Annotated in this window: 17 protein-coding genes; 15 read left to right on the top strand and 2 right to left on the bottom strand. The window is 35.9% G+C overall.

The genetic code is table 11. The annotated features are described in order from the left end of the window. Positions 1–116: 116 nt before the first annotated feature. A complete protein-coding gene (locus CLLU_RS11550; RefSeq protein ID WP_106009939.1) occupies positions 117–1,001 on the top strand; it encodes a DMT family transporter in 885 nt (294 codons plus the stop codon). Positions 1,002–1,019: 18 nt separating this feature from the next. Here CLLU_RS11550 and CLLU_RS11545 read toward each other — a convergent pair whose 3' ends face one another. After that, entirely contained in the window at positions 1,020–1,598 is a 579-nt protein-coding gene (locus CLLU_RS11545) for a 5' nucleotidase, NT5C type (protein ID WP_106009938.1), read from the bottom strand. 183 nt (positions 1,599–1,781) lie between these two features. On the opposite strand from CLLU_RS11545, the gene CLLU_RS11540 reads away from it, so the two are divergent. The 13 genes from CLLU_RS11540 to smpB all read left to right on the top strand — a co-directional run bounded on the left by CLLU_RS11540 (position 1,782) and on the right by smpB (position 16,280). After that, complete coding sequence (locus CLLU_RS11540; protein WP_106009937.1) at positions 1,782–2,519, top strand: N-acetylmuramoyl-L-alanine amidase family protein; 738 nt, start codon at positions 1,782–1,784, stop codon at positions 2,517–2,519. 172 nt (positions 2,520–2,691) lie between these two features. Continuing rightward, the gene (gene trmL / locus CLLU_RS11535) at positions 2,692–3,159 is read left to right on the top strand and encodes a tRNA (uridine(34)/cytosine(34)/5-carboxymethylaminomethyluridine(34)-2'-O)-methyltransferase TrmL (RefSeq protein WP_106009936.1); all 468 of its coding nucleotides are present in this window, start codon (positions 2,692–2,694) and stop codon (positions 3,157–3,159) included. Between the two features lie 19 nt (positions 3,160–3,178). Next, the gene (locus tag CLLU_RS11530) at positions 3,179–4,018 is read left to right on the top strand and encodes a DegV family protein (RefSeq protein WP_106009935.1); all 840 of its coding nucleotides are present in this window, start codon (positions 3,179–3,181) and stop codon (positions 4,016–4,018) included. A gap of 200 nt (positions 4,019–4,218) precedes the next feature. Further along, on the top strand, positions 4,219–5,580 hold the full coding sequence (gene rpoN / locus CLLU_RS11525; protein WP_106009958.1) for an RNA polymerase factor sigma-54: 1,362 nt from the start codon (positions 4,219–4,221) through the stop codon (positions 5,578–5,580). A gap of 120 nt (positions 5,581–5,700) precedes the next feature. After that, the gene (locus CLLU_RS11520; protein ID WP_106009957.1) at positions 5,701–6,726 is read left to right on the top strand and encodes a sugar-binding transcriptional regulator; all 1,026 of its coding nucleotides are present in this window, start codon (positions 5,701–5,703) and stop codon (positions 6,724–6,726) included. A gap of 69 nt (positions 6,727–6,795) precedes the next feature. Further along, positions 6,796–7,803: a type I glyceraldehyde-3-phosphate dehydrogenase gene (gap, locus tag CLLU_RS11515; protein WP_106009934.1), complete on the top strand. Its 1,008-nt coding sequence runs from the start codon at positions 6,796–6,798 to the stop codon at positions 7,801–7,803. Between the two features lie 104 nt (positions 7,804–7,907). Further along, positions 7,908–9,104: a phosphoglycerate kinase gene (locus tag CLLU_RS11510; RefSeq protein WP_106009933.1), complete on the top strand. Its 1,197-nt coding sequence runs from the start codon at positions 7,908–7,910 to the stop codon at positions 9,102–9,104. Between the two features lie 65 nt (positions 9,105–9,169). Continuing rightward, a complete protein-coding gene (tpiA, locus tag CLLU_RS11505; protein WP_106009932.1) occupies positions 9,170–9,916 on the top strand; it encodes a triose-phosphate isomerase in 747 nt (248 codons plus the stop codon). Positions 9,917–10,000: 84 nt separating this feature from the next. Next, the gene (gpmI, locus tag CLLU_RS11500; RefSeq protein WP_106009931.1) at positions 10,001–11,533 is read left to right on the top strand and encodes a 2,3-bisphosphoglycerate-independent phosphoglycerate mutase; all 1,533 of its coding nucleotides are present in this window, start codon (positions 10,001–10,003) and stop codon (positions 11,531–11,533) included. A gap of 87 nt (positions 11,534–11,620) precedes the next feature. Then, entirely contained in the window at positions 11,621–12,913 is a 1,293-nt protein-coding gene (eno, locus tag CLLU_RS11495; protein ID WP_106009930.1) for a phosphopyruvate hydratase, read from the top strand. Positions 12,914–13,121: 208 nt separating this feature from the next. Then, complete coding sequence (gene secG / locus CLLU_RS11490) at positions 13,122–13,355, top strand: preprotein translocase subunit SecG (RefSeq protein ID WP_106009929.1); 234 nt, start codon at positions 13,122–13,124, stop codon at positions 13,353–13,355. Positions 13,356–13,613: 258 nt separating this feature from the next. Continuing rightward, positions 13,614–15,767: a ribonuclease R gene (gene rnr / locus CLLU_RS11485; protein WP_106009928.1), complete on the top strand. Its 2,154-nt coding sequence runs from the start codon at positions 13,614–13,616 to the stop codon at positions 15,765–15,767. Positions 15,768–15,809: 42 nt separating this feature from the next. Continuing rightward, on the top strand, positions 15,810–16,280 hold the full coding sequence (smpB, locus tag CLLU_RS11480) for an SsrA-binding protein SmpB (RefSeq protein WP_106009927.1): 471 nt from the start codon (positions 15,810–15,812) through the stop codon (positions 16,278–16,280). 183 nt (positions 16,281–16,463) lie between these two features. Here the strand turns inward: smpB and CLLU_RS11475 are convergent, their stop codons facing one another. After that, positions 16,464–17,987: a [FeFe] hydrogenase, group A gene (locus tag CLLU_RS11475; RefSeq protein WP_338078784.1), complete on the bottom strand. Its 1,524-nt coding sequence runs from the start codon at positions 17,985–17,987 to the stop codon at positions 16,464–16,466. Positions 17,988–18,230: 243 nt separating this feature from the next. Between CLLU_RS11475 and CLLU_RS11470 the strand changes: the two genes are divergently transcribed. Then, the gene (locus tag CLLU_RS11470; protein ID WP_242977578.1) at positions 18,231–18,704 is read left to right on the top strand and encodes a putative ABC transporter permease; all 474 of its coding nucleotides are present in this window, start codon (positions 18,231–18,233) and stop codon (positions 18,702–18,704) included. The last annotated feature ends 362 nt before the right edge of the window (positions 18,705–19,066 follow it).

Genomic DNA, 19,066 nt, shown 5'->3' with positions numbered 1-19,066 from the left:
AATGATCAGCCAGTTTCTCATCTTTAAGCTGAGATGAGGATTAATGTTTAAATCAACAAACCTCGTCTTGGATACTGTTTTCTATAAAATCAGAAAGACGGAGGTTATTATAAGTGATGAGAAAAAGATTAATTGGTTCCATATGTCTGTTTTTGGCTGCTTCTATATGGGGGGGAATGTATGTAGTCAGCAAATACATACTGGAGTTTGTTCCACCTGTCACATTGGTATGGATTAGGTATGTAATTGCATTTGCAGTGTTGTTTGTGATACTCTTTTTTGTTAAAGGTAAAAAAGGTTCTAAAATAACCCCGGGAAAGAAAGACTGCCTTCTTATAGCCTGGATAGGATTTATAGGGTATTTTGTTTCTATATGTTTTCAGTTTATAGGTACGAAATTGTCCAATGCACATATGGGTTCGCTGATTACAGCATCAACACCTGTGTTTGTGATCTTGTTTGCCAGATTTATTTTGGGTGAATTGTTTACTAGAAAAAAAGTAATTTCACTTGTGCTTGCAACAGCAGGAGTTGTTATAGTCATAGGGTTGGATGCCGGAGCTTTAAAACATATTTATGGCAATATGGTTCTTGTTGGAGCGGCAATTACCTGGGCGCTGCTGTCTGTTTATGTAAAAGTTGCATCCAAACATTTGGATTCCTTGAGTATAACTACCTATGCCATATTTTTTGCATTGATATTCACCACGCCGTTTATGCTGCTGCAGCATAATGATTTTTGGCTGATTTTAGGCAGTAGCAAGATTATATGGGGATTGATATATCTGGGAGTTGTATCCACAGCTGGTGCATTTTTTTTATGGAACAAGGGAATTGAACTTGTGGATGCAGGAATTGGTTCTTTATTTCTATTTTTTCAGCCTGTTACAGGTTCGATTCTGGGGTGGATTTGTCTTGGAGAAGACCTTTCACCAAGCTTTTTCATAGGTGGAGTACTCATAGTGCTTGCAGTGAGTATATCTGCTAAAGAAGATTATTAGACATGATAAAGGATACTATTACACAGCTTTTTCCTGTAATAGTATCCTTGTTATAATATTGTGGATTTGTGTCCAGTTGAAAACTCTTTTTATGTTTTCTTTCAGGGGAAATCTGTTGTAATTTGTATCTACAAGCAGCACTTTAAAACCATTTTCCGATAATTCAACGGCATTTTCAAAACTGTCTTCTATGAATAAATCGCAATTTAAATCTTTGGCTGTATCTACCTTGTGATAGGTTCCCAGAACATAAACTCCGTCATAGGGTACATTATTTCTGTTTAGATATTCACGGGTAAGGATTTCAAGGCTTTTTTCACGGGCGGTTACAAAATAGATGTTGCTTGATTTTATAAGCTTTTGAATTGTTCCCACCGCATCCTTATTTATTCTTTCTCTGTGGTGGAGATCGAATTTATTTTCATTGTAGAAATTGGTGTACTCTTCCCTGGATACCTTGAGAGCCTTGTGAACTTCATACTGTGTTATTTCATCCGAGGTTATATTTTTATTGAAATATTTATTGGCACTGTTCAGCCAGAAATATGGATCTGTAATTGTCCCATCAATATCAATGCATATATTTAATGATTTCATGCTCTATTTCCTCCTTTATATTATACTTGTATGTTAAATATTAAAGTATGATTATTAAGTGAGTATTAAAGGGAAGTTAAACATGTATTTATTTTAAAAGAGAAAAATATATCATGGAAGATTAAGGAAATAAATGTTATAATAAATATATTATGGAAATAGATTTCAGAGGAGAATGATATTATGAGAATTGTGGGCAGAAAAAATTTTATGCTTTCATGTATTTTTTTTATTCTGGTAATGCTTGTTTTAGGCAAGAGTATCAAAATACTGAATATAAATAATTCAATTAATATGACTGCAGTTCCTATTGACAGCACAATAGATAAACAAGCTGCTTCCAGCAAATATACACCGCTTAAAAAATACTATATAGTGATTGATCCAGGGCACGGGGGAATAGATAAAGGTACAAGCTATGGAAATATGTATGAAAAAGATTTAACTCTAAAAATAGCCAGATATGCTGCAGCATATTTAAAAGGTAAAGGAAACGTGGTATTTCTCACACGTAATGAGGACAAGCTATTGGGGCTTGATGAAATAGGGGACAAAGTAAATTCCTCCTATGCAGATGCATTTGTTTCTATACATGTGAATTCTCTAAATGATAATAATTTCAACGGTATAACCACCTTGTACTATGATGTAAATGGATATCAAAAAGATGAAAGAATTAAATTAGCCAGAGCCATAGAGAGTGAAGCCGTAAAAAATGACAATTGGGCGAACAAGGGTATAAAAAGACAAAATCTGGCGGTGCTCAGATATAGTAAAGTGCCGGGGGTTTTAGTGGAATGTGGATTTATAACTAATGCACAGGATAGAATTAGGTTGTCCAATGAAAATGTTCTAAAAAGGCTAGGGGAAAATATTTCAAATGGAATAATTTATTATTTGAATGAAAATTATAAAAAATAGTGCTTTGTTTTTATTTTAAGGCGGTTTCATGATCTTTACTGTGACCTGAATATGGAGTAATATATTTAATAGGACTTTTGAACTAGTTAGTCTAATTCCGGATAAAATATTATTATGAAATTTAATATTCACATATTTTAAGTGCTAAACGGAAGTTGAAGGAGGAATAGAATTGAGTTTGAATATAGTGCTGTTTGAACCTGAGATACCACAAAACACCGGCAATATTGCCAGGACATGCGTGCTTACAGGTTCCAGACTTCATCTCATAAAGCCGCTTGGATTTAGCCTGGATGAAAAACATTTGAGAAGGGCGGGGTTGGATTATTGGAAATACTTGGATTTAAGCTTGTATGATTCCTATGAAGAACTTAGAGAAAAATACAGACAGGGTACTTTTTATTTTTCCACTACCCATGGCAAGAATTTTTATCATCATGCTAAATTTAAGGATGGAGATTTTATAGTATTTGGAAGAGAATCCTGTGGACTGCCGGATGAAATAAGAAACAGCAATGCTGAGAGATGCATCAGGGTTCCTATGATAAAAACCAGCACCAGATCTTTGAATTTATCCAATACTGTAGCCATAGTTGCTTATGAAGCCTTAAAACAATTGAACTTTCCCAATATGAAGTAAAGGAAGGAGCTATATAAATATGGAAAAGATAAAAATAATCACAGACAGTACAGCAGATCTGCCTGAATACATAATAAAAAAGTATGATATAGAAGTACTCCACCTTTTTATCAATTTTGGTGACAAGTCTTATAGGGATGGAGTCGATATAGATATTCATACTCTTTTGGATAAAATGGAGAAGAGCGATATCTTTCCCGTAACAGCTCAAGTAAATCCTCAAACATTTTTGGAATGTTATACTTCGTATATAAATCAGGGATATAAGATAGTTTCCATTCACCTCTCATCTAAGATGAGCGGAACTTATCAATCGGCCTGTATTGCAAAAGAAATGCTGGAGACGGAGGATATAATTGTAATTGACAGTATGAACGTAACTTCCGGATTGGGTCTTCAGGTTATTAAAGCTGCAAAATTAAAGGATTCCGGATTTACGGCAAAAGAGATAGAAAGCGGAGTCAAGGAGATTTCAACCCATATTAGAAGTACCTTGTTCTTCAACAGCCTGGATAATCTTGTGAAAGGCGGGCGGCTTTCCAGGGCATCTGGAATTATAGGCAGTGTTCTGGGAATAAAGATAATAGTTGCAGTAAAAGATGGTGAAGTAGCAGTAATTGATAAAGTAAGGGGAAGTAAAAGGGCTCTTAGAAATATGATTGAATATATTGATAAAAAGAGTGTCAAAAAGGGAGAAACAGCCATACTGCTTCACGTGGGAGAGACGGATATATTAAATGCACTTAGAGAAAATCTTGAGGCCAGAAAAGTAGACTTTATAGAATGTGAAGTTGGATGTGCGGTGGGGGTACACTCAGGTGCAGGTGCCTGCGGACTATTTTTTGTAGAAAATTATTAGCCCAATTGCAGAAAAATTCTAAAGGTTTCGGGAATAGGGATTTAATGCTGTTGATTTCAGTATTAGATCCTGTTTTTATATTCTGAAAGAAGGAGCTCGGCATCAAAAATATTCATTCATTTTATGACTTCGTGATATAATAAAAGTAGAGAAAGTTATTTAAATGATAACTTTGAATGGAGGTGTAAATGAGATTGAATATGGATTTTAGCCTTAATTTAACTCAAGAACAAAAATTGGTTATGACTCAGGAGATGCAATTATCTGTAAAGCTGCTTCAAATGTCAAGCTTTGAGCTTAAGGAGTATGTGGAGAAAGAAATTCAAGAAAATCCAGTACTCGAGGTTAAAGAACTCAATTCAAATGAAGTTGAGAAAGACAAATTGGATTACAGGGAAATTATAAAAAATCTTGACTTTGATAATTACAGCCATCATAGTTATGAAAAAAGTGATGGTGAAGAAGTATCTCCATTTAATTTTATTTCCGAGAAGAAATCTCTGAAGGAATATCTAAAAGATCAAATAAGGGATCTGAATGAAAATGATTATGTGAAGGCAATATGTTTATATATTATAGAAAATATAGATTCCAGAGGATATTTAATGCTGGAAGACAGAGAAATAGAGGAAGAGCTTAAAATATCGGAGAAACTTGCAAAACACTGTGTAAACGTAATCCAAACCTTGGAACCCTGTGGAATAGGGGCGAGAAATCTGGTGGAATGTTTAAAAATACAGATGAGACAAAAAGGCATAGAGGATCAAAATGTATTTACAATAGTGGATAGATATTTGGAAATGATAGCGGAGAATAGATACAATGTTATAGCAAAAGATTTGAATATAGATGTAAAGCAGGCCCAGCGGTATGGGGATTTGATAAAGTCTCTTGATCCCAAGCCCTCCAGAGGATTTTATACTGGAGAAGATGTAAAATATATAGTTCCAGATGCGTATATTAGAAAAATTGCCGATGAATACTATATAATTATGAACGATGATCTATCACCCAAGTTGACTATAAACGCAATGTACAGGGATATAATCAATAGTGAAGATGATAAAAATGCAGTGAGCTATGTAAAAGAAAAATTAAACAGCGCCCTGTTTTTGATAAAGAGCATACAGCATAGGAAAAGTACAATATACAGGGTACTTGAAAAAATATTGGAACTGCAGAGAAATTATTTTGATTATGGAGCCAGTTATCTGAAACCAATGACTCTGAAAGAAATAGCGGACAGTATAGACATGCATGAATCTACGGTGAGCAGGGCCATAAGGGATAAATATATATACACAAGCAGAGGGACCATAAAGATAAAGAATTTGTTCACTACAGGCATATTGAAGGGCTTTGGCGAAGAGAATGTATCAGTCCTCATTATCAAAAATCATATTAAGAAAATGATAGATGATGAGGATAGAAAAAAACCATTGTCGGATCAAAAAATATGTAATTTAATAAATGAACGAGGTATGAATATTTCGAGAAGAACCGTGGCAAAATATAGAGAAGAAATGGGTATAAAATCATCAAAGGGGAGAAAAAGATTTTAATTCTCCCTAAAAACAGCAATAAAATTTTTAAATTCTATTTAAAAAATACTATATATGTTTTATAATATAAGTGGGACAATTAATGGTATGGCGGGATAATTATTGACCGGGGGTGTAATATTGAAGGACATAGTTAAATTTCAACAGAAAATAGTGCCTGAATTAATAGAATTATTGAAAAAAAGATATGATGTGCTTAGAACTATTTATTATAATCAACCTATCGGCAGAAGAATACTGGCGAATAATCTGGGAATTGGGGAGAGAATAGTAAGAGCAGAAATAAATTTTTTAAGGAGTCAGGGGTTTATCAAAATAAATACACCCGGTATGACGGTTACCAAAGAGGGAGAAGAAATTATCAATGAACTCAAGGATTTCATACATGAATTAAGAGGGTTGTCCGAAGTTGAAAAGATCATAAAAGATGACCTGCAGTTGAAAGATATTATAATTGTTCCAGGAGATTGTGACAAAGATAGAACCGTCATGAATGAAATAGGAAGAACTGCTGCAAATTATCTTAAAAGTATATTAAAGGACGATGATATAGTTGCAGTTACCGGTGGTTCTACAATAAAAACTGTGGTTGATAATGTTTCTGAAGTTTCCAATTTGAAGAATATATTAGTGGTTCCTGCCAGAGGAGGCATGGGTAGGAATATGGAAACCCAGGCAAATACTTTGTCTGCTAGACTGGCAAGCAAAATAGGAGGTACATATAAATTGCTTCACGTACCTGATAATTTAAGTGATGAAGCTGTGCAGACCATTATAAAGGAAAAAGATGTAAAAGATATAGTAAAGAATATATATAATGCAGACATACTTGTGTATGGTATAGGAAGAGCCTATAAAATGGCTAAGAGAAGAGGAATGTCCGAGGACAGGATAAATAAAATACAATCGGAAGGTGCGGTAGGAGAGGCTTTTGGATATTATTTCGATAAACAGGGGAAAATAGTATACTCTACTCCTAGTATAGGAATTAAAAATGAAAAAATAGGAAAGATTAAGACATTAATAGCTGTGGCGGGAGGAAGCAGCAAAGCAGAAGCTATATTATCCACTGAGAAAAATAATCACAACAGTATTTTGATAACTGATGAGGGAGCTGCTAGAGAAATCATAAAATTCATCAAATGAGATAATTTATAAATCGGTTGTCAATTTAATGTTAAAATAAATATTTAATTATTATAGGAGGAATTACAAATGGTTAAAGTTGGAATTAATGGTTTTGGAAGAATAGGACGAAATGTATTCAAGGCACTGGTTAAAAATTACACCGGAGATCTGCAGGTTGTAGGCATCAATGATTTGACCAACGCCAAAACGTTGGCACATCTTTTAAAATATGATTCATTATATGGAAAATTTGATGGAACCGTGGAAGCAAAAGAAAACTCTATAGTTGTAAACGGAAATGAAATAAAAATATTTGCAGAGAGAGATCCCAAGAATATAGATTGGAGTTCACTGGGTACTGAAATAGTTATAGAATCAACAGGATTGTTTACGGATGCTACAAAAGCCAAAGTACATCTTGGCGGAACAGTTAAAAAGGTATTGATATCTGCACCGGCTAAAAATGAAGATATAACCATAGTTATGGGAGTCAATGAGGAAAAATACGATCCTGCCAAGGATAATATAATTTCAAATGCTTCCTGTACTACAAACTGCCTGGCACCTTTTGCCAAGGTTCTGGATAGAGAGTTTAAAATAGTTAAGGGCCTTATGACTACAGTCCATTCTTATACGGGAGATCAGAGACTGCTGGATGCTCCGCACAAGGATATGAGAAGGGCAAGAGCTGCTTGTGAATCCATGATTCCTACAACTACAGGAGCAGCAAAGGCAGTTGCATTGGTACTTCCTCAATTAAAAGGCAAATTGAATGGTTTTGCACTTAGGGTACCTACACCTACAGTATCATGTACGGATTTGGTAGCAGAGGTGTCCAGAGATGTTACAGTGGAAGAAGTAAATGGTGCATTTAAAAAAGCTGCCGAAACTGATATGAAGGGAATACTTGGCTATAGCGATGAACCTTTGGTATCTGTGGATTACAGAGGAGACCAAAGATCTTCCATAGTAGATGGATTGTCCACAATGGTTATAGAGGGAAATATGGTCAAGGTCATTGCATGGTATGACAATGAATTTGGGTATTCCAACAGATTGGCAGATTTGACTAAGTATGTAGCTGATAGATTATAATTATAGGGTCTGGTTTTGTAGTTTGGGCTATGATACCGGACCTATTTACTATGTACTTAATGGTAAATATAAGGTAAAATTTTAGTAAAGGAGTTGAGTACAGAATGATTTTTAATAAGAAGACCATAGAGGATATAGATGTAAATGGTAAAAGGGTTCTTGTAAGGTGTGATTTTAACGTTCCCATAAAGGATGGCAGGATAACAGACGAAAATAGACTGACTGGAGCTCTTCCAACTATAAAATATTTAACACAGAATAATGCAAAGACTATACTTTGCTCACATCTTGGAAAACCTAAAGGTGAACCGAAACCGGAGCTGTCACTGGAACCGGTTGCGAAAAGACTTTCACAAATGTTGGATAGGCAAGTGATATTTGCAGCAGATGACAACGTAGTTGGAGAAAATGCAAAAAATGCTGTTCAGAACATGAAAAATGGAGATGTGATACTGTTACAAAATACAAGGTACAGGGTGGAAGAGACTAAAAATGGAGATAATTTTTCTAAAGAACTGGCATCTCTTGCTGAAATCTTTGTAAATGATGCCTTTGGAACAGCCCATAGAGCCCATTGCTCCACGGTTGGAGTTACCAAATTTCTAAGTACGGCTGTATGCGGCTACCTTATCCAAAAAGAACTTAAATTCTTGGGAGACGCAGTTGAGAATCCAACCAGACCTTTTGTTGCCATATTAGGCGGTGCTAAAATTTCAGATAAGATAAATGTTATAAACAACCTGCTTGAAAAAGTGGATACCCTTATAATAGGAGGAGGTATGAGCTATACTTTTTTAAAAGCACAGGGTCATACTATAGGAAACTCCATGGTGGAAGAGGATAAAATAACATATGCCGGAGAAATGATAGATAAAGCAAAGTCCAAAAATGTGAAATTGCTTCTGCCTGTAGACAATATAGTGGCGGATAAGTTTGATGCGGATGCAAAACCAGTTGTAACAGAAGATGAAAATATAGGAGAAGGATATATGGGACTGGATATAGGGCCTAAAACTTGTAGACTATATGCAGATGCCATAGCAGAAGCTAAAACCGTAGTCTGGAACGGACCTATGGGAGTATTTGAGTTTAAAAATTTTGCCAAAGGGACTTTTGATGTAGCAAAGGCCATGGCCGAATCCGATGCCACTACGATTATAGGCGGAGGTGATAGTGCAGCAGCTGTGAATCAATTGGGATTTGGGAACAGGATGACTCATATATCCACAGGCGGTGGAGCTTCGCTGGAATTTTTGGAAGGCAAGGAACTGCCTGGGATAGCAGCACTTAATGATAAATAACAGAGACACGACTTTAATTATTTGATGTCTGAACTTTGATTAAAAAGAGGAGGGGTTTTATATAAATGAGGAAACCAATAATAGCTGGAAACTGGAAAATGAATAAAACTGCAGATGAGGCATTAAAATTAGTAGAGGAGTTAAAGCCTCTCGTAAAAGATGCAAAATGTGATGTAGTAGTATGTCCTCCTTATGTCTGCCTGGAAACAGTAATAAAATCAGTTAAGGGGACAAATATAAGGGTAGGAGCACAGAATATGCATTATGAGGAAAGTGGTGCGTATACCGGTGAAATATCTCCTGATATGCTTAAATCCGTTGGCATAGACTACGTTATAATTGGACATAGTGAGAGAAGACAGTATTTTGGCGAGACAGATGAGATGGTCAATAAAAAAGTCAAGAAAGCTTTTCAGCATGATATAATTCCCATAGTGTGCTGTGGAGAAACTCTGGAGGAAAGAGAAGCTAAAATAACAGAGGAAGTTCTGGGAAAGCAGGTAAAACTGGATCTGCAGGGACTTGATAAAAGTCAGGTGGAAAAGGTGGTGGTTGCCTACGAACCGATATGGGCTATAGGAACAGGTAAAACGGCCACAGATGAACAGGCAAACAAAACCATAGGTTATATAAGAAGTGTAATAGCCTCTATGTACAGTAAAGAAACTGCAGAAAAGACTAGAATTCAATATGGTGGTTCCGTGAAACCAGCTACAATAAAGGCTCAAATGACTCAGCCTGAAATAGATGGAGCGTTGGTTGGAGGGGCAAGCTTAAAATCAGCTGATTTTGCAGCAATAGTAAATTATTGAGAAAATTTTAGTATGATTTTTGAGAAGACAAAGTATAAACGGCAATATTGAAATTTAAACTCTTTGAAAGTTTTGGAGGTAAAAATGAAAAAGAATCCAGTAATGCTTATGATATTAGATGGTTTTGGAATTTCTGAAAAAAAACAGGGAAATGCAGTAAAAGCAGCATACAAGCCTAATATTGACAGCTATTTAATGCAGTATCCCCATACTGAGCTGTCAGCAAGTGGAAAAAGTGTGGGGCTGCCGGAAGGCCAGATGGGAAATTCTGAAGTAGGACATTTGAATATAGGATCTGGAAGAATAGTATATCAGGATTTATCCAAAATTACAAAGTCCATAGAAAATGGAGAATTTTTTAAAAACACAGCTTTGAACAAAGCTATGGACAATGTTATTGAAAATGATTCGGATCTTCATCTTATGGGGCTTGTATCGCCTGGAGGAGTACATTCTCATATGGATCATCTAAAGGGGATTTTGCAGTTTGCCAAAAAGAAGCACATTGGTAGAGTGTACATTCATGCATTTACAGATGGAAGGGATGTTCCTCCATCTTCGGCGGGTGCTTATATAAAAGATATAAATCAGTATATGGCAGAAATTGGAGTAGGCAGTATAGCTACCATATCGGGCAGGTACTATGCCATGGACAGGGATAAGAGATGGGAAAGAGTACAGCTGGCATATAATGCACTGGTGTATGGTACAGGAAATAAAGCCGGCAGTGCACTGGAGGCCATAGAAAATTCTTATGAAAATGGTGTGACAGACGAGTTTATAGTTCCAACTGTAATTGAAACAGAAGGGAAACCTGCAGCCACTATAAAAAATGGGGATTCCGTAATATTTTTCAATTTCAGACCAGATAGGGCAAGGCAGCTGACCAGGGCGATAATTGATGACAGCTTCAAAGCCTTTAAAAGAAATAAACTAAATTTGGAATTCGTAACCATGACTGAATATGATGCTACTATAGAAAATGTGGATGTAGCTTTCCAGAATGAATACTACAAAAACACCCTGGGTGAATATGTAAGTAATATGGGGAAGAACCAATTGAGAATAGCGGAAACCGAAAAATATGCACATGTGACTTTCTTTTTTAATGGAGGAGTTGAAGTTCCCAATAAAAATGAAGACAGGGTGCTTATTCCCTCACCTAAAGTTGCTACTTATGATTTAAAACCTGAAATGAGTGCCAGGGAAGTTACGTCTCAACTGTTAAATAGATTGGACATGGACAAATACGATATGATAATACTTAATTTTGCAAATCCAGATATGGTGGGACATACAGGAATTTTTGAAGCAGCTAAAACTGCAGTTGAAGTGGTAGATGAATGTGTGGGGAAGATCGTGAATAAAGTACTGGAAAAGCAGGGAACAGTATTTATAACAGCGGATCATGGAAATTGTGAACAGATGATGGAGTATTCCACGAAAAAACCTATGACAGCTCATACTACCAATAAAGTACCGTTTATATATATATCAAGGAATGCAGTACCCTTGAGGCGAGATGGTATTTTGGCGGATATTGCCCCCACAATGCTTGAAGTCATGGGACTTTCAAAACCTGAAGAGATGACGGGTAAAAGTCTTATTTTGAAATGATGAGTTTGAAATTTTTAAGTGATGTATGTAAATAAAAATCGAAGGGAGTTGAAGAGGCCGTTATGCCTTTTATAATGGCCGGCATTTATGAAAAATTATATAGAAATAGTTGATGTGACAGCAAGACAAATACTTGATTCAAGATCAAATCCTACGGTGGAAGTGGAAGTTGCATTGGAGGATGGTACCACGGGAAGGGCAGCAGTGCCGTCGGGTGCATCCACAGGAGAGTTTGAAGCTGTGGAACTCAGAGATGGGGATGATGAAAAGTACAAAGGAAAAGGTGTTTTAAAGGCCATTGACAATGTAAACAACTATATAGCAGAAGAGCTTATAGGAATGAATGCCTTTGATCAGGTGCTTATAGATAATACCATGATAGAATTGGATGGAACTGAAAACAAGGGAAAATTGGGAGCCAATGCCATGCTGGGCGTGTCCCTTGCATGTGCAAGAGCAGCAGCTGAGTACCTGGGATTGAGTTTGTATCAATATATAGGGGGAGTGAATGCAAAGGTTCTTCCTATACCGATGATGAACATATTAAATGGAGGAAAACATGCAGATAATAATGTAGACCTTCAGGAGTTCATGATAATGCCTGTAGGGGCATCAAGCTTCAGTGAAGCTCTTAGAATGGGTTCAGAGGTTTATCATACCTTAAAATCACTTTTGAAATCCAAAGGATATGACACCGGAGTAGGAGACGAGGGCGGATTTGCGCCAAATTTGAAATCCAATGAAGAGGCAATACAAGTTATAGTTGAAGCCATAGAAAAAGCCGGATATGAGCCGGGTAAGGATATATATATAGCACTTGATCCTGCTTCATCGGAATTTTATGAAGATGGTAAGTATAATTTAAAAGGTGAGGGAAAAGTTTTAACTCCTGAAGAGATGGTGGATTTTTATGTAAAAATAGCAGAAAAATATCCGGTAATTTCTCTGGAAGATGGTATGGCAGAAGAAGATTGGGAAGGATGGGCAGTATTAACTGAAAAACTAGGACATAAGATTCAACTGGTAGGCGACGATCTTTTTGTGACAAATACCAGGAGATTAAAAAAGGGTATAGACAAAAAAGTTGCAAATTCCATACTTATAAAATTAAATCAGATAGGAACTCTTACGGAAACATTAAATGCTATAGAAATGGCAGAGAGAGCCGGCTATACAGCAGTGGTATCACATAGATCCGGTGAAACTGAAGATACTACCATTGCAGATCTGGTAGTAGCAGTAAATACAGGACAGATAAAAACTGGAGCACCTGCCAGAAGTGAAAGAGTTGCAAAATACAATCAGCTTTTGAGGATAGAAGAAGAACTGGGAGATGCGGCTGAATACAGAGGTCTTAATGCATTTTACAATATCAAGTAATTTTCTATAATTCAGTTTGTAAATCTCATATCTTTTGCTGGAGGATATAAAGGTGTTAAGTTGGGAGAGTTGGTACCTTCCTGACTTAACATTAATTATCTAAATGAAAATCTGTAAATTGAAATTGACACATATATGTGGTAGTATTAAATATATATTGATTTTAGCATAATGATATTCTACATATAGTGGCAGGAGGTGAAGAGCCGTGCATACTTTTTTAATAATTTTACAACTGATAATAGGAATTATGCTCGTAACTGTTGTGCTTATGCAGCCAGGTAGAACCAATGGATTGAGTGGTTTTATATCCGGCGGTGCAGCGGAAAGTTTTTATTCAAGAAACAAGTCCAGAACGTCAGAGGCCATGCTGTCTCAATTGACTGTTATTCTTGCTGTAGCATTTGCAGCTGTGTGTATAGTTCAAAACTTGATAAAATAATTATTTTAACAGTAGTTTGTATGAATAGAGTATGATTTACTCTATTTATTTTTTATAGAAATTTATATAAAAGCTGCTACATTTATTGCAAAGTGCGAAATTTAAATATTGAATATCAAAAGGAGTACTCGATAATGATCTAAATACATTGACTTTTAAAATGACAGTAATATATTATTGAATTAAACCTGAAACAAATACGGGCAATACTGAATATTTTTTTCCTTTAATGTCAATATAATAAAAGGTGGTGAAAAAATGAACGTAAAAGAAGCAATTATAAATTTTATGAGAGAACAAGCATACAAGCCTATGACTATGAAAGAATTGAGAAAGGCGTTTGGCATAAAAAAAAGTGAAATAAAAGAGTTCAAAAAAATTGTAGATGATTTGGAAACACAAGGATTGATAATTAGAACACGCACTAATAGATATGGTTTACCTGATAAAATGGGACTTATAACGGGAAAATTCCAGGGGCATCAAAAGGGATACGGATTTGTCATACCGGACGATGAAGGAATGGACGTGTTTGTATCCTCTTCATTTTCCAACGGGGCTATGAATGGGGATAAAGTGGTAGTAAAGGTGATCAAAGAGGAAAACAAGGGTAAAAAATGTGAGGGTGAAATAATAAGAGTACTTGAAAGGGCAAATAAGACAATAATAGGTACTTTTGAAAACAGCAGGAATTTTGGCTTTGTGGTACCGGAGGAAAAACGTATATATCAGGATATATTCATCCCCAAAGAGTGCAAAAAAGATGCGGAGACAGGGGATATTGTAATTGTACAGATAACCAAGTGGTCCGGCAATAGAAGAAATCCGGAGGGGAAAATAGTAGACATCTTAGGAAAAAGAGGAGAAAAGGGAATAGACATATTGACAATAATAAAAAAGAATAACCTTCCTGAAGATTTTCCTGCAAAGGTTCTGGCATATGCGGAAAATATCCCTGATGAAATACCCGAGGGTGAATATAAAAGACGTGTGGATTTGCGGGATGTAGTTACAGTTACAATAGACGGCGAAGATGCCAAGGATCTTGATGATGCTGTATCCTTAAGAAAGCTTGAAAATGGAAATTATTATTTGGGTGTTCACATAGCAGATGTATCCCATTATGTACATGAGAACAGCCCTCTGGACAGAGAAGCATTGAAGAGAGGAAATTCAGTATATCTTATAGATAGAGTTATACCGATGCTTCCGCGAAAATTGTCCAATGGAATCTGCAGTCTGAATCCCAATACGGATAGGCTGACTTTAAGCTGTCTTATGGAAATAGATAAAAACGGAAAGGTATTAAAGCACGACATCGTGGAGAGCATAATAAAGAGCAATGAGAGAATGACATATACGGATGTTACTAAAATACTCAAACATGAGGATCCGGAAATTATGAGCAGATATGATTATCTGGTGGATACATTTAAGCTTATGGAAGAACTTTGCAGAATACTGAATAAAAAGAGAAAGATAAGAGGTGCCATAGACTTTGATTTTGAGGAGTGTAAAATAACTTTGGACTCACTGGGGGTACCCATAAGTATTGAACCCTATGAAAGAGGTATATCCAATAGAATAATAGAAGAATTTATGCTGGTGTGCAATGAAACTATAGCTGAGCATATGTTTTGGACCAATATACCTTTCGTATACAGGATACATGAAGATCCTGACGAAGAAAAATTGATGCGTTTTAATGAATTTGTCCATAACCTGGGATATGTAATCAAGTGGGGGCAGGAAGTTCATCCTAAAGCACTTCAGGATATTATAGAGAAGGTAAAAGGGAAAAAAGAGGAGACCGTGGTGAGCACCCTTCTTCTTCGTTCCATGAAACAAGCCAGGTATTCACCGGAATGTGTGGGCCATTTTGGGCTGGCAGCCAGATATTACTGCCATTTTACTTCACCTATAAGGAGATATCCTGATCTTATTATACACAGAATAATCAAGGAGTTCATAAACGGGAAATTAAATGAAGGAAGAATAAAAAAATTGGCTAAAGAAGTTGAGTACGCAGCGAGACAAACTTCTGATACGGAGAGATTGGCCCAGGATGCTGAAAGAGAAGTAGATGATCTTAAGAAGGCAGAGTATATGAGCAAGAGAATTGGTGAGGAATATGATGGTATAGTGTCTTCAGTCACCAATTTTGGAATGTTTGTTGAACTTTCAAATACAATTGAAGGATTGGTCCATATGAGCACTTTAGAGGATGATTATTATATATATGATGAAAAACATCTGAGTCTCATTGGAGAAAAAACCAGGAATATATATAAATTGGGAGATGAAGTGAGAATCCGCGTGGTTAAGGTGGATATGTTCGCTCATGAGATATATTTTGAACTGGTGGAAAAAGATGATGCTGAAGAAGATAATGATAAGTCAAGTGAAAGGTAAGATAGCTGAAATTTTGAATAAAAAGGGGATGGATAGACTATTATGGCTAAAAGCAAGTCTAATAATAAAACTCTTGCAGAAAACAGAAAGGCGAGGCATGATTATTTTATTGAAGAAACTATAGAAGCCGGAATAGAATTGGTGGGAACAGAAGTTAAATCCATAAGAGAAGGTAAATCCAATTTAAAGGACAGTTATGGTGAGATAAGAAATGGAGAGATATTCATACGAAATATGCATATAAGTCCCTATGACAAGGGAAATATTTTTAATAGAGATCCCTTGAGGGATAGAAAATTACTTCTTCATAAAAGGGAAATAATGAAGCTGGACGGATACACCAGTCAGCAGGGATATACAATTATTCCGCTATCTCTTTATCTTAAACACGGCAGAGTAAAGGTAAATTTAGCTGTGGCCAAGGGAAAGAAAAATTATGACAAGAGAAATACACTTTTGGAAAAGGCAGCCAAAAGGGATATAGAAAGACAGATGAAGCAGAAATACAGATAGAGAATGGGGAATTTATGGAGAGGATAATACAAAGGAGCTTTATGCTATTTAGAGAAAAATGATAAAATTTGGGTATTATACTTGAATAGGTGTTACCAACAATTATTGATAACACCTACTGATCTGATTTGTTTTATAAGCTTTTTTTTACAAATCAATTTATTTCTTCAAACTGATCTATTCCTACACCGCAGACAGGGCATTTGTAATTTTCAGGCATTGTATCCCCTCATATATGTAACCACAGACTTTACATCTGAATTTCTTTTTGCTTGAACGGGAGGAAACATCATGCTCCGACTTTTGCTGCTGTCCATTCTTTTTGATCATGCCTTTTTTCCCAAGATTGGTGCTTCTGTTCACGTAAGTTGTATGTAGGAGCTGCTGGGAAAGCTTACTTAGCGGTTTCCCATAAAAATTTTTATATACACGTTTAATGTCTGGATTTTCGTAGCTTAAACGCAGAGATTGGGATCTGTCTTTTTTGTATAAAGCTGCAATTCTCTGAGATCTGATCTCATCATTCATAGGGACGGTTGTTTTTGGTTGTCCACCACCCCCTACACATCCTCCACGGCAGGTCATAACTTCTATGAAATCATAAGATACTTCTCCTGATTTGATTTTTTCGAGCAAAATCTCAGCATTGGCGGTTCCGTGAGCAACAGCTGCTTTTATAGAAATATTCCCCATATTCAAATCAGCCTGTCGGATTCCATCCATACCTCTTACTGGCTTTAAGTCAAGAAAATTTTCTGTGGGATTTTTTCCGGTGATTAAGTAATAAGCTGTTCTTACTGCTGCTTCCATAACTCCGCCTGTATTTCCAAAAATTATACCTGCGCCGGAAGCTGCTCCCATTAGGCTGTCATATTTTGATGGGGGAAGGGCATTTAAATTCATATTTTCCTCCTTCATCCATTTTGCCAGTTCACGGGTGGTTATTACATAATCCATATCTCTGAGTTCAGGTACTTTATTATAAGTTGCGGATGCATTCATTTCCGGTCGGCGGATTTCAAATTTTTTTGCCGTACAGGGAGTAACGGCCACGTTGACTATTTTAGAAGGATCAATGTCATTTTCTCTTGCAAAGTAAGTTTTGATTGTGGGACCCTGCATACCAATAGGACTTTTTACTGATGAAAGATTAGGTATCATTTCAGGATAAAAAGTTTCCACAAATTTTACCCAGGCAGGACAACAGCTGGTAAATTGTGGAAGGGGGCTTGCTTTTTTAGTTATACGTTCAACTAATTCTGAAGCTTCCTCCATAATTGTAAGATTTGCGGCAAAATTGGTGTCCAGCACATAATCCCCGCCCAGAGCACGTAACGATGCTACCATTTGGTCTTCTACAAAGGAGCCGGGTTTTAAACCGAATTCTTCACCTAAAGCTACTCTCACTGATGGAGAAGTACTGAAAATAACTATTTTATCGGGATCATTTATTGCTTTACGAACTTCTTGGTATTCATAGACTTCTGTAATGGAATTTACAGGACAAATATTTGCACATTGTCCACAATGAATACAGATTGGAATATCACCTGTACTTTCAAGATCATACAGGCTGCCTACTGCAATGTCATTTTCACATACACGTCTGCATTGTCCACATTTGATACAAAGCTTTTCGATTCTTTTGATAGATGGATTGTCTGCTTCGATGGGAATACGGATATCTGAGAAAAGATGTTTACTCATAAAAAAGCCTCCTTAATATAAATATGGTTTTTATAAATTTTACTGTACGATAAATATTATGAAAATTTATAATTATGTAAGAATTATTATCAGTATATCACAAAATGTTAAAGACATAAAGTATGTCTATAATCTATAAAACAAGTGAAAACGAATAAATTAAACTGGAATTGTTAAAATAGTATTATAGAAAAATTTCATTGCAGGTACACCTCCTGCAATAGGGGAGGTCCGAAAGTCAACATGGAATATGGCAAACCCGACAACTTAAAAAATATAATATATAAGGATCTGCTTTTAATATTTATAATGGGTTCTTTATATATGGTGCTTGAAGGAGTCTGGCGCGGCTGGACTCATATAAGCATGCTGGTGGTAGGCGGAATAAGTGCCTTCTTAATAGGAAGGCTTAATGAAAACCCGAGATTTTATGACAGAAAAATGTGGCAGGAATGTATAATTGGGACCGGCATAGTACTTATATTGGAATTTACGTCAGGCATGATTTTGAATGTGTGGCTAAAGCTTGATATATGGAATTATGGCAATATGCCGGGCAGCTTATATGGGCAGGTATGCCTGCCATACGCAGTGCTTTGGTTTATGCTGATGCCGATTTGTATATATACGGATGATTATTTGAGATATAAGCTGTTTAGTGAGAAGAAACCCATAGGAGTATTAAAAAATTATGTGGATTTGTTTATGGGCAAGTGAAATCAGTAAAAAAGCCAGGACAAGAATTCTAAAGCCCAGAGTATAAAAACCACTCTGAGCTCCTGCATTTTTATTAGATTGTTCATAGGCTACAATTCATTTAAAATTGAGCTGTTGGAGTCATTATCTTGTTAATATTATAATCAATTTGTCAACTATTAAGAATTGAAATTTCTTGAAAACACTTTGATTTGGAGCAGAACTCAATGAATAATAAAACTAGAAAATATAATTAGGGAGCGTACCTAGATTTGTGTAAATCAGATCCAGGTACGTTATTTTTACGTATACATAACTGGTAATAGTGGTAATAATAAGTATAAATAATTTTTGAAAGGAGACTCAATATGAATGTATTGGAA

This window comes from Clostridium luticellarii (genome assembly GCF_002995845.1).
Classification (GTDB): domain Bacteria; phylum Bacillota; class Clostridia; order Clostridiales; family Clostridiaceae; genus Clostridium_B; species Clostridium_B luticellarii.
Note: the sequence above shows the minus strand (reverse complement) of the source record. Positions and strands in the feature narration are given on the sequence as shown.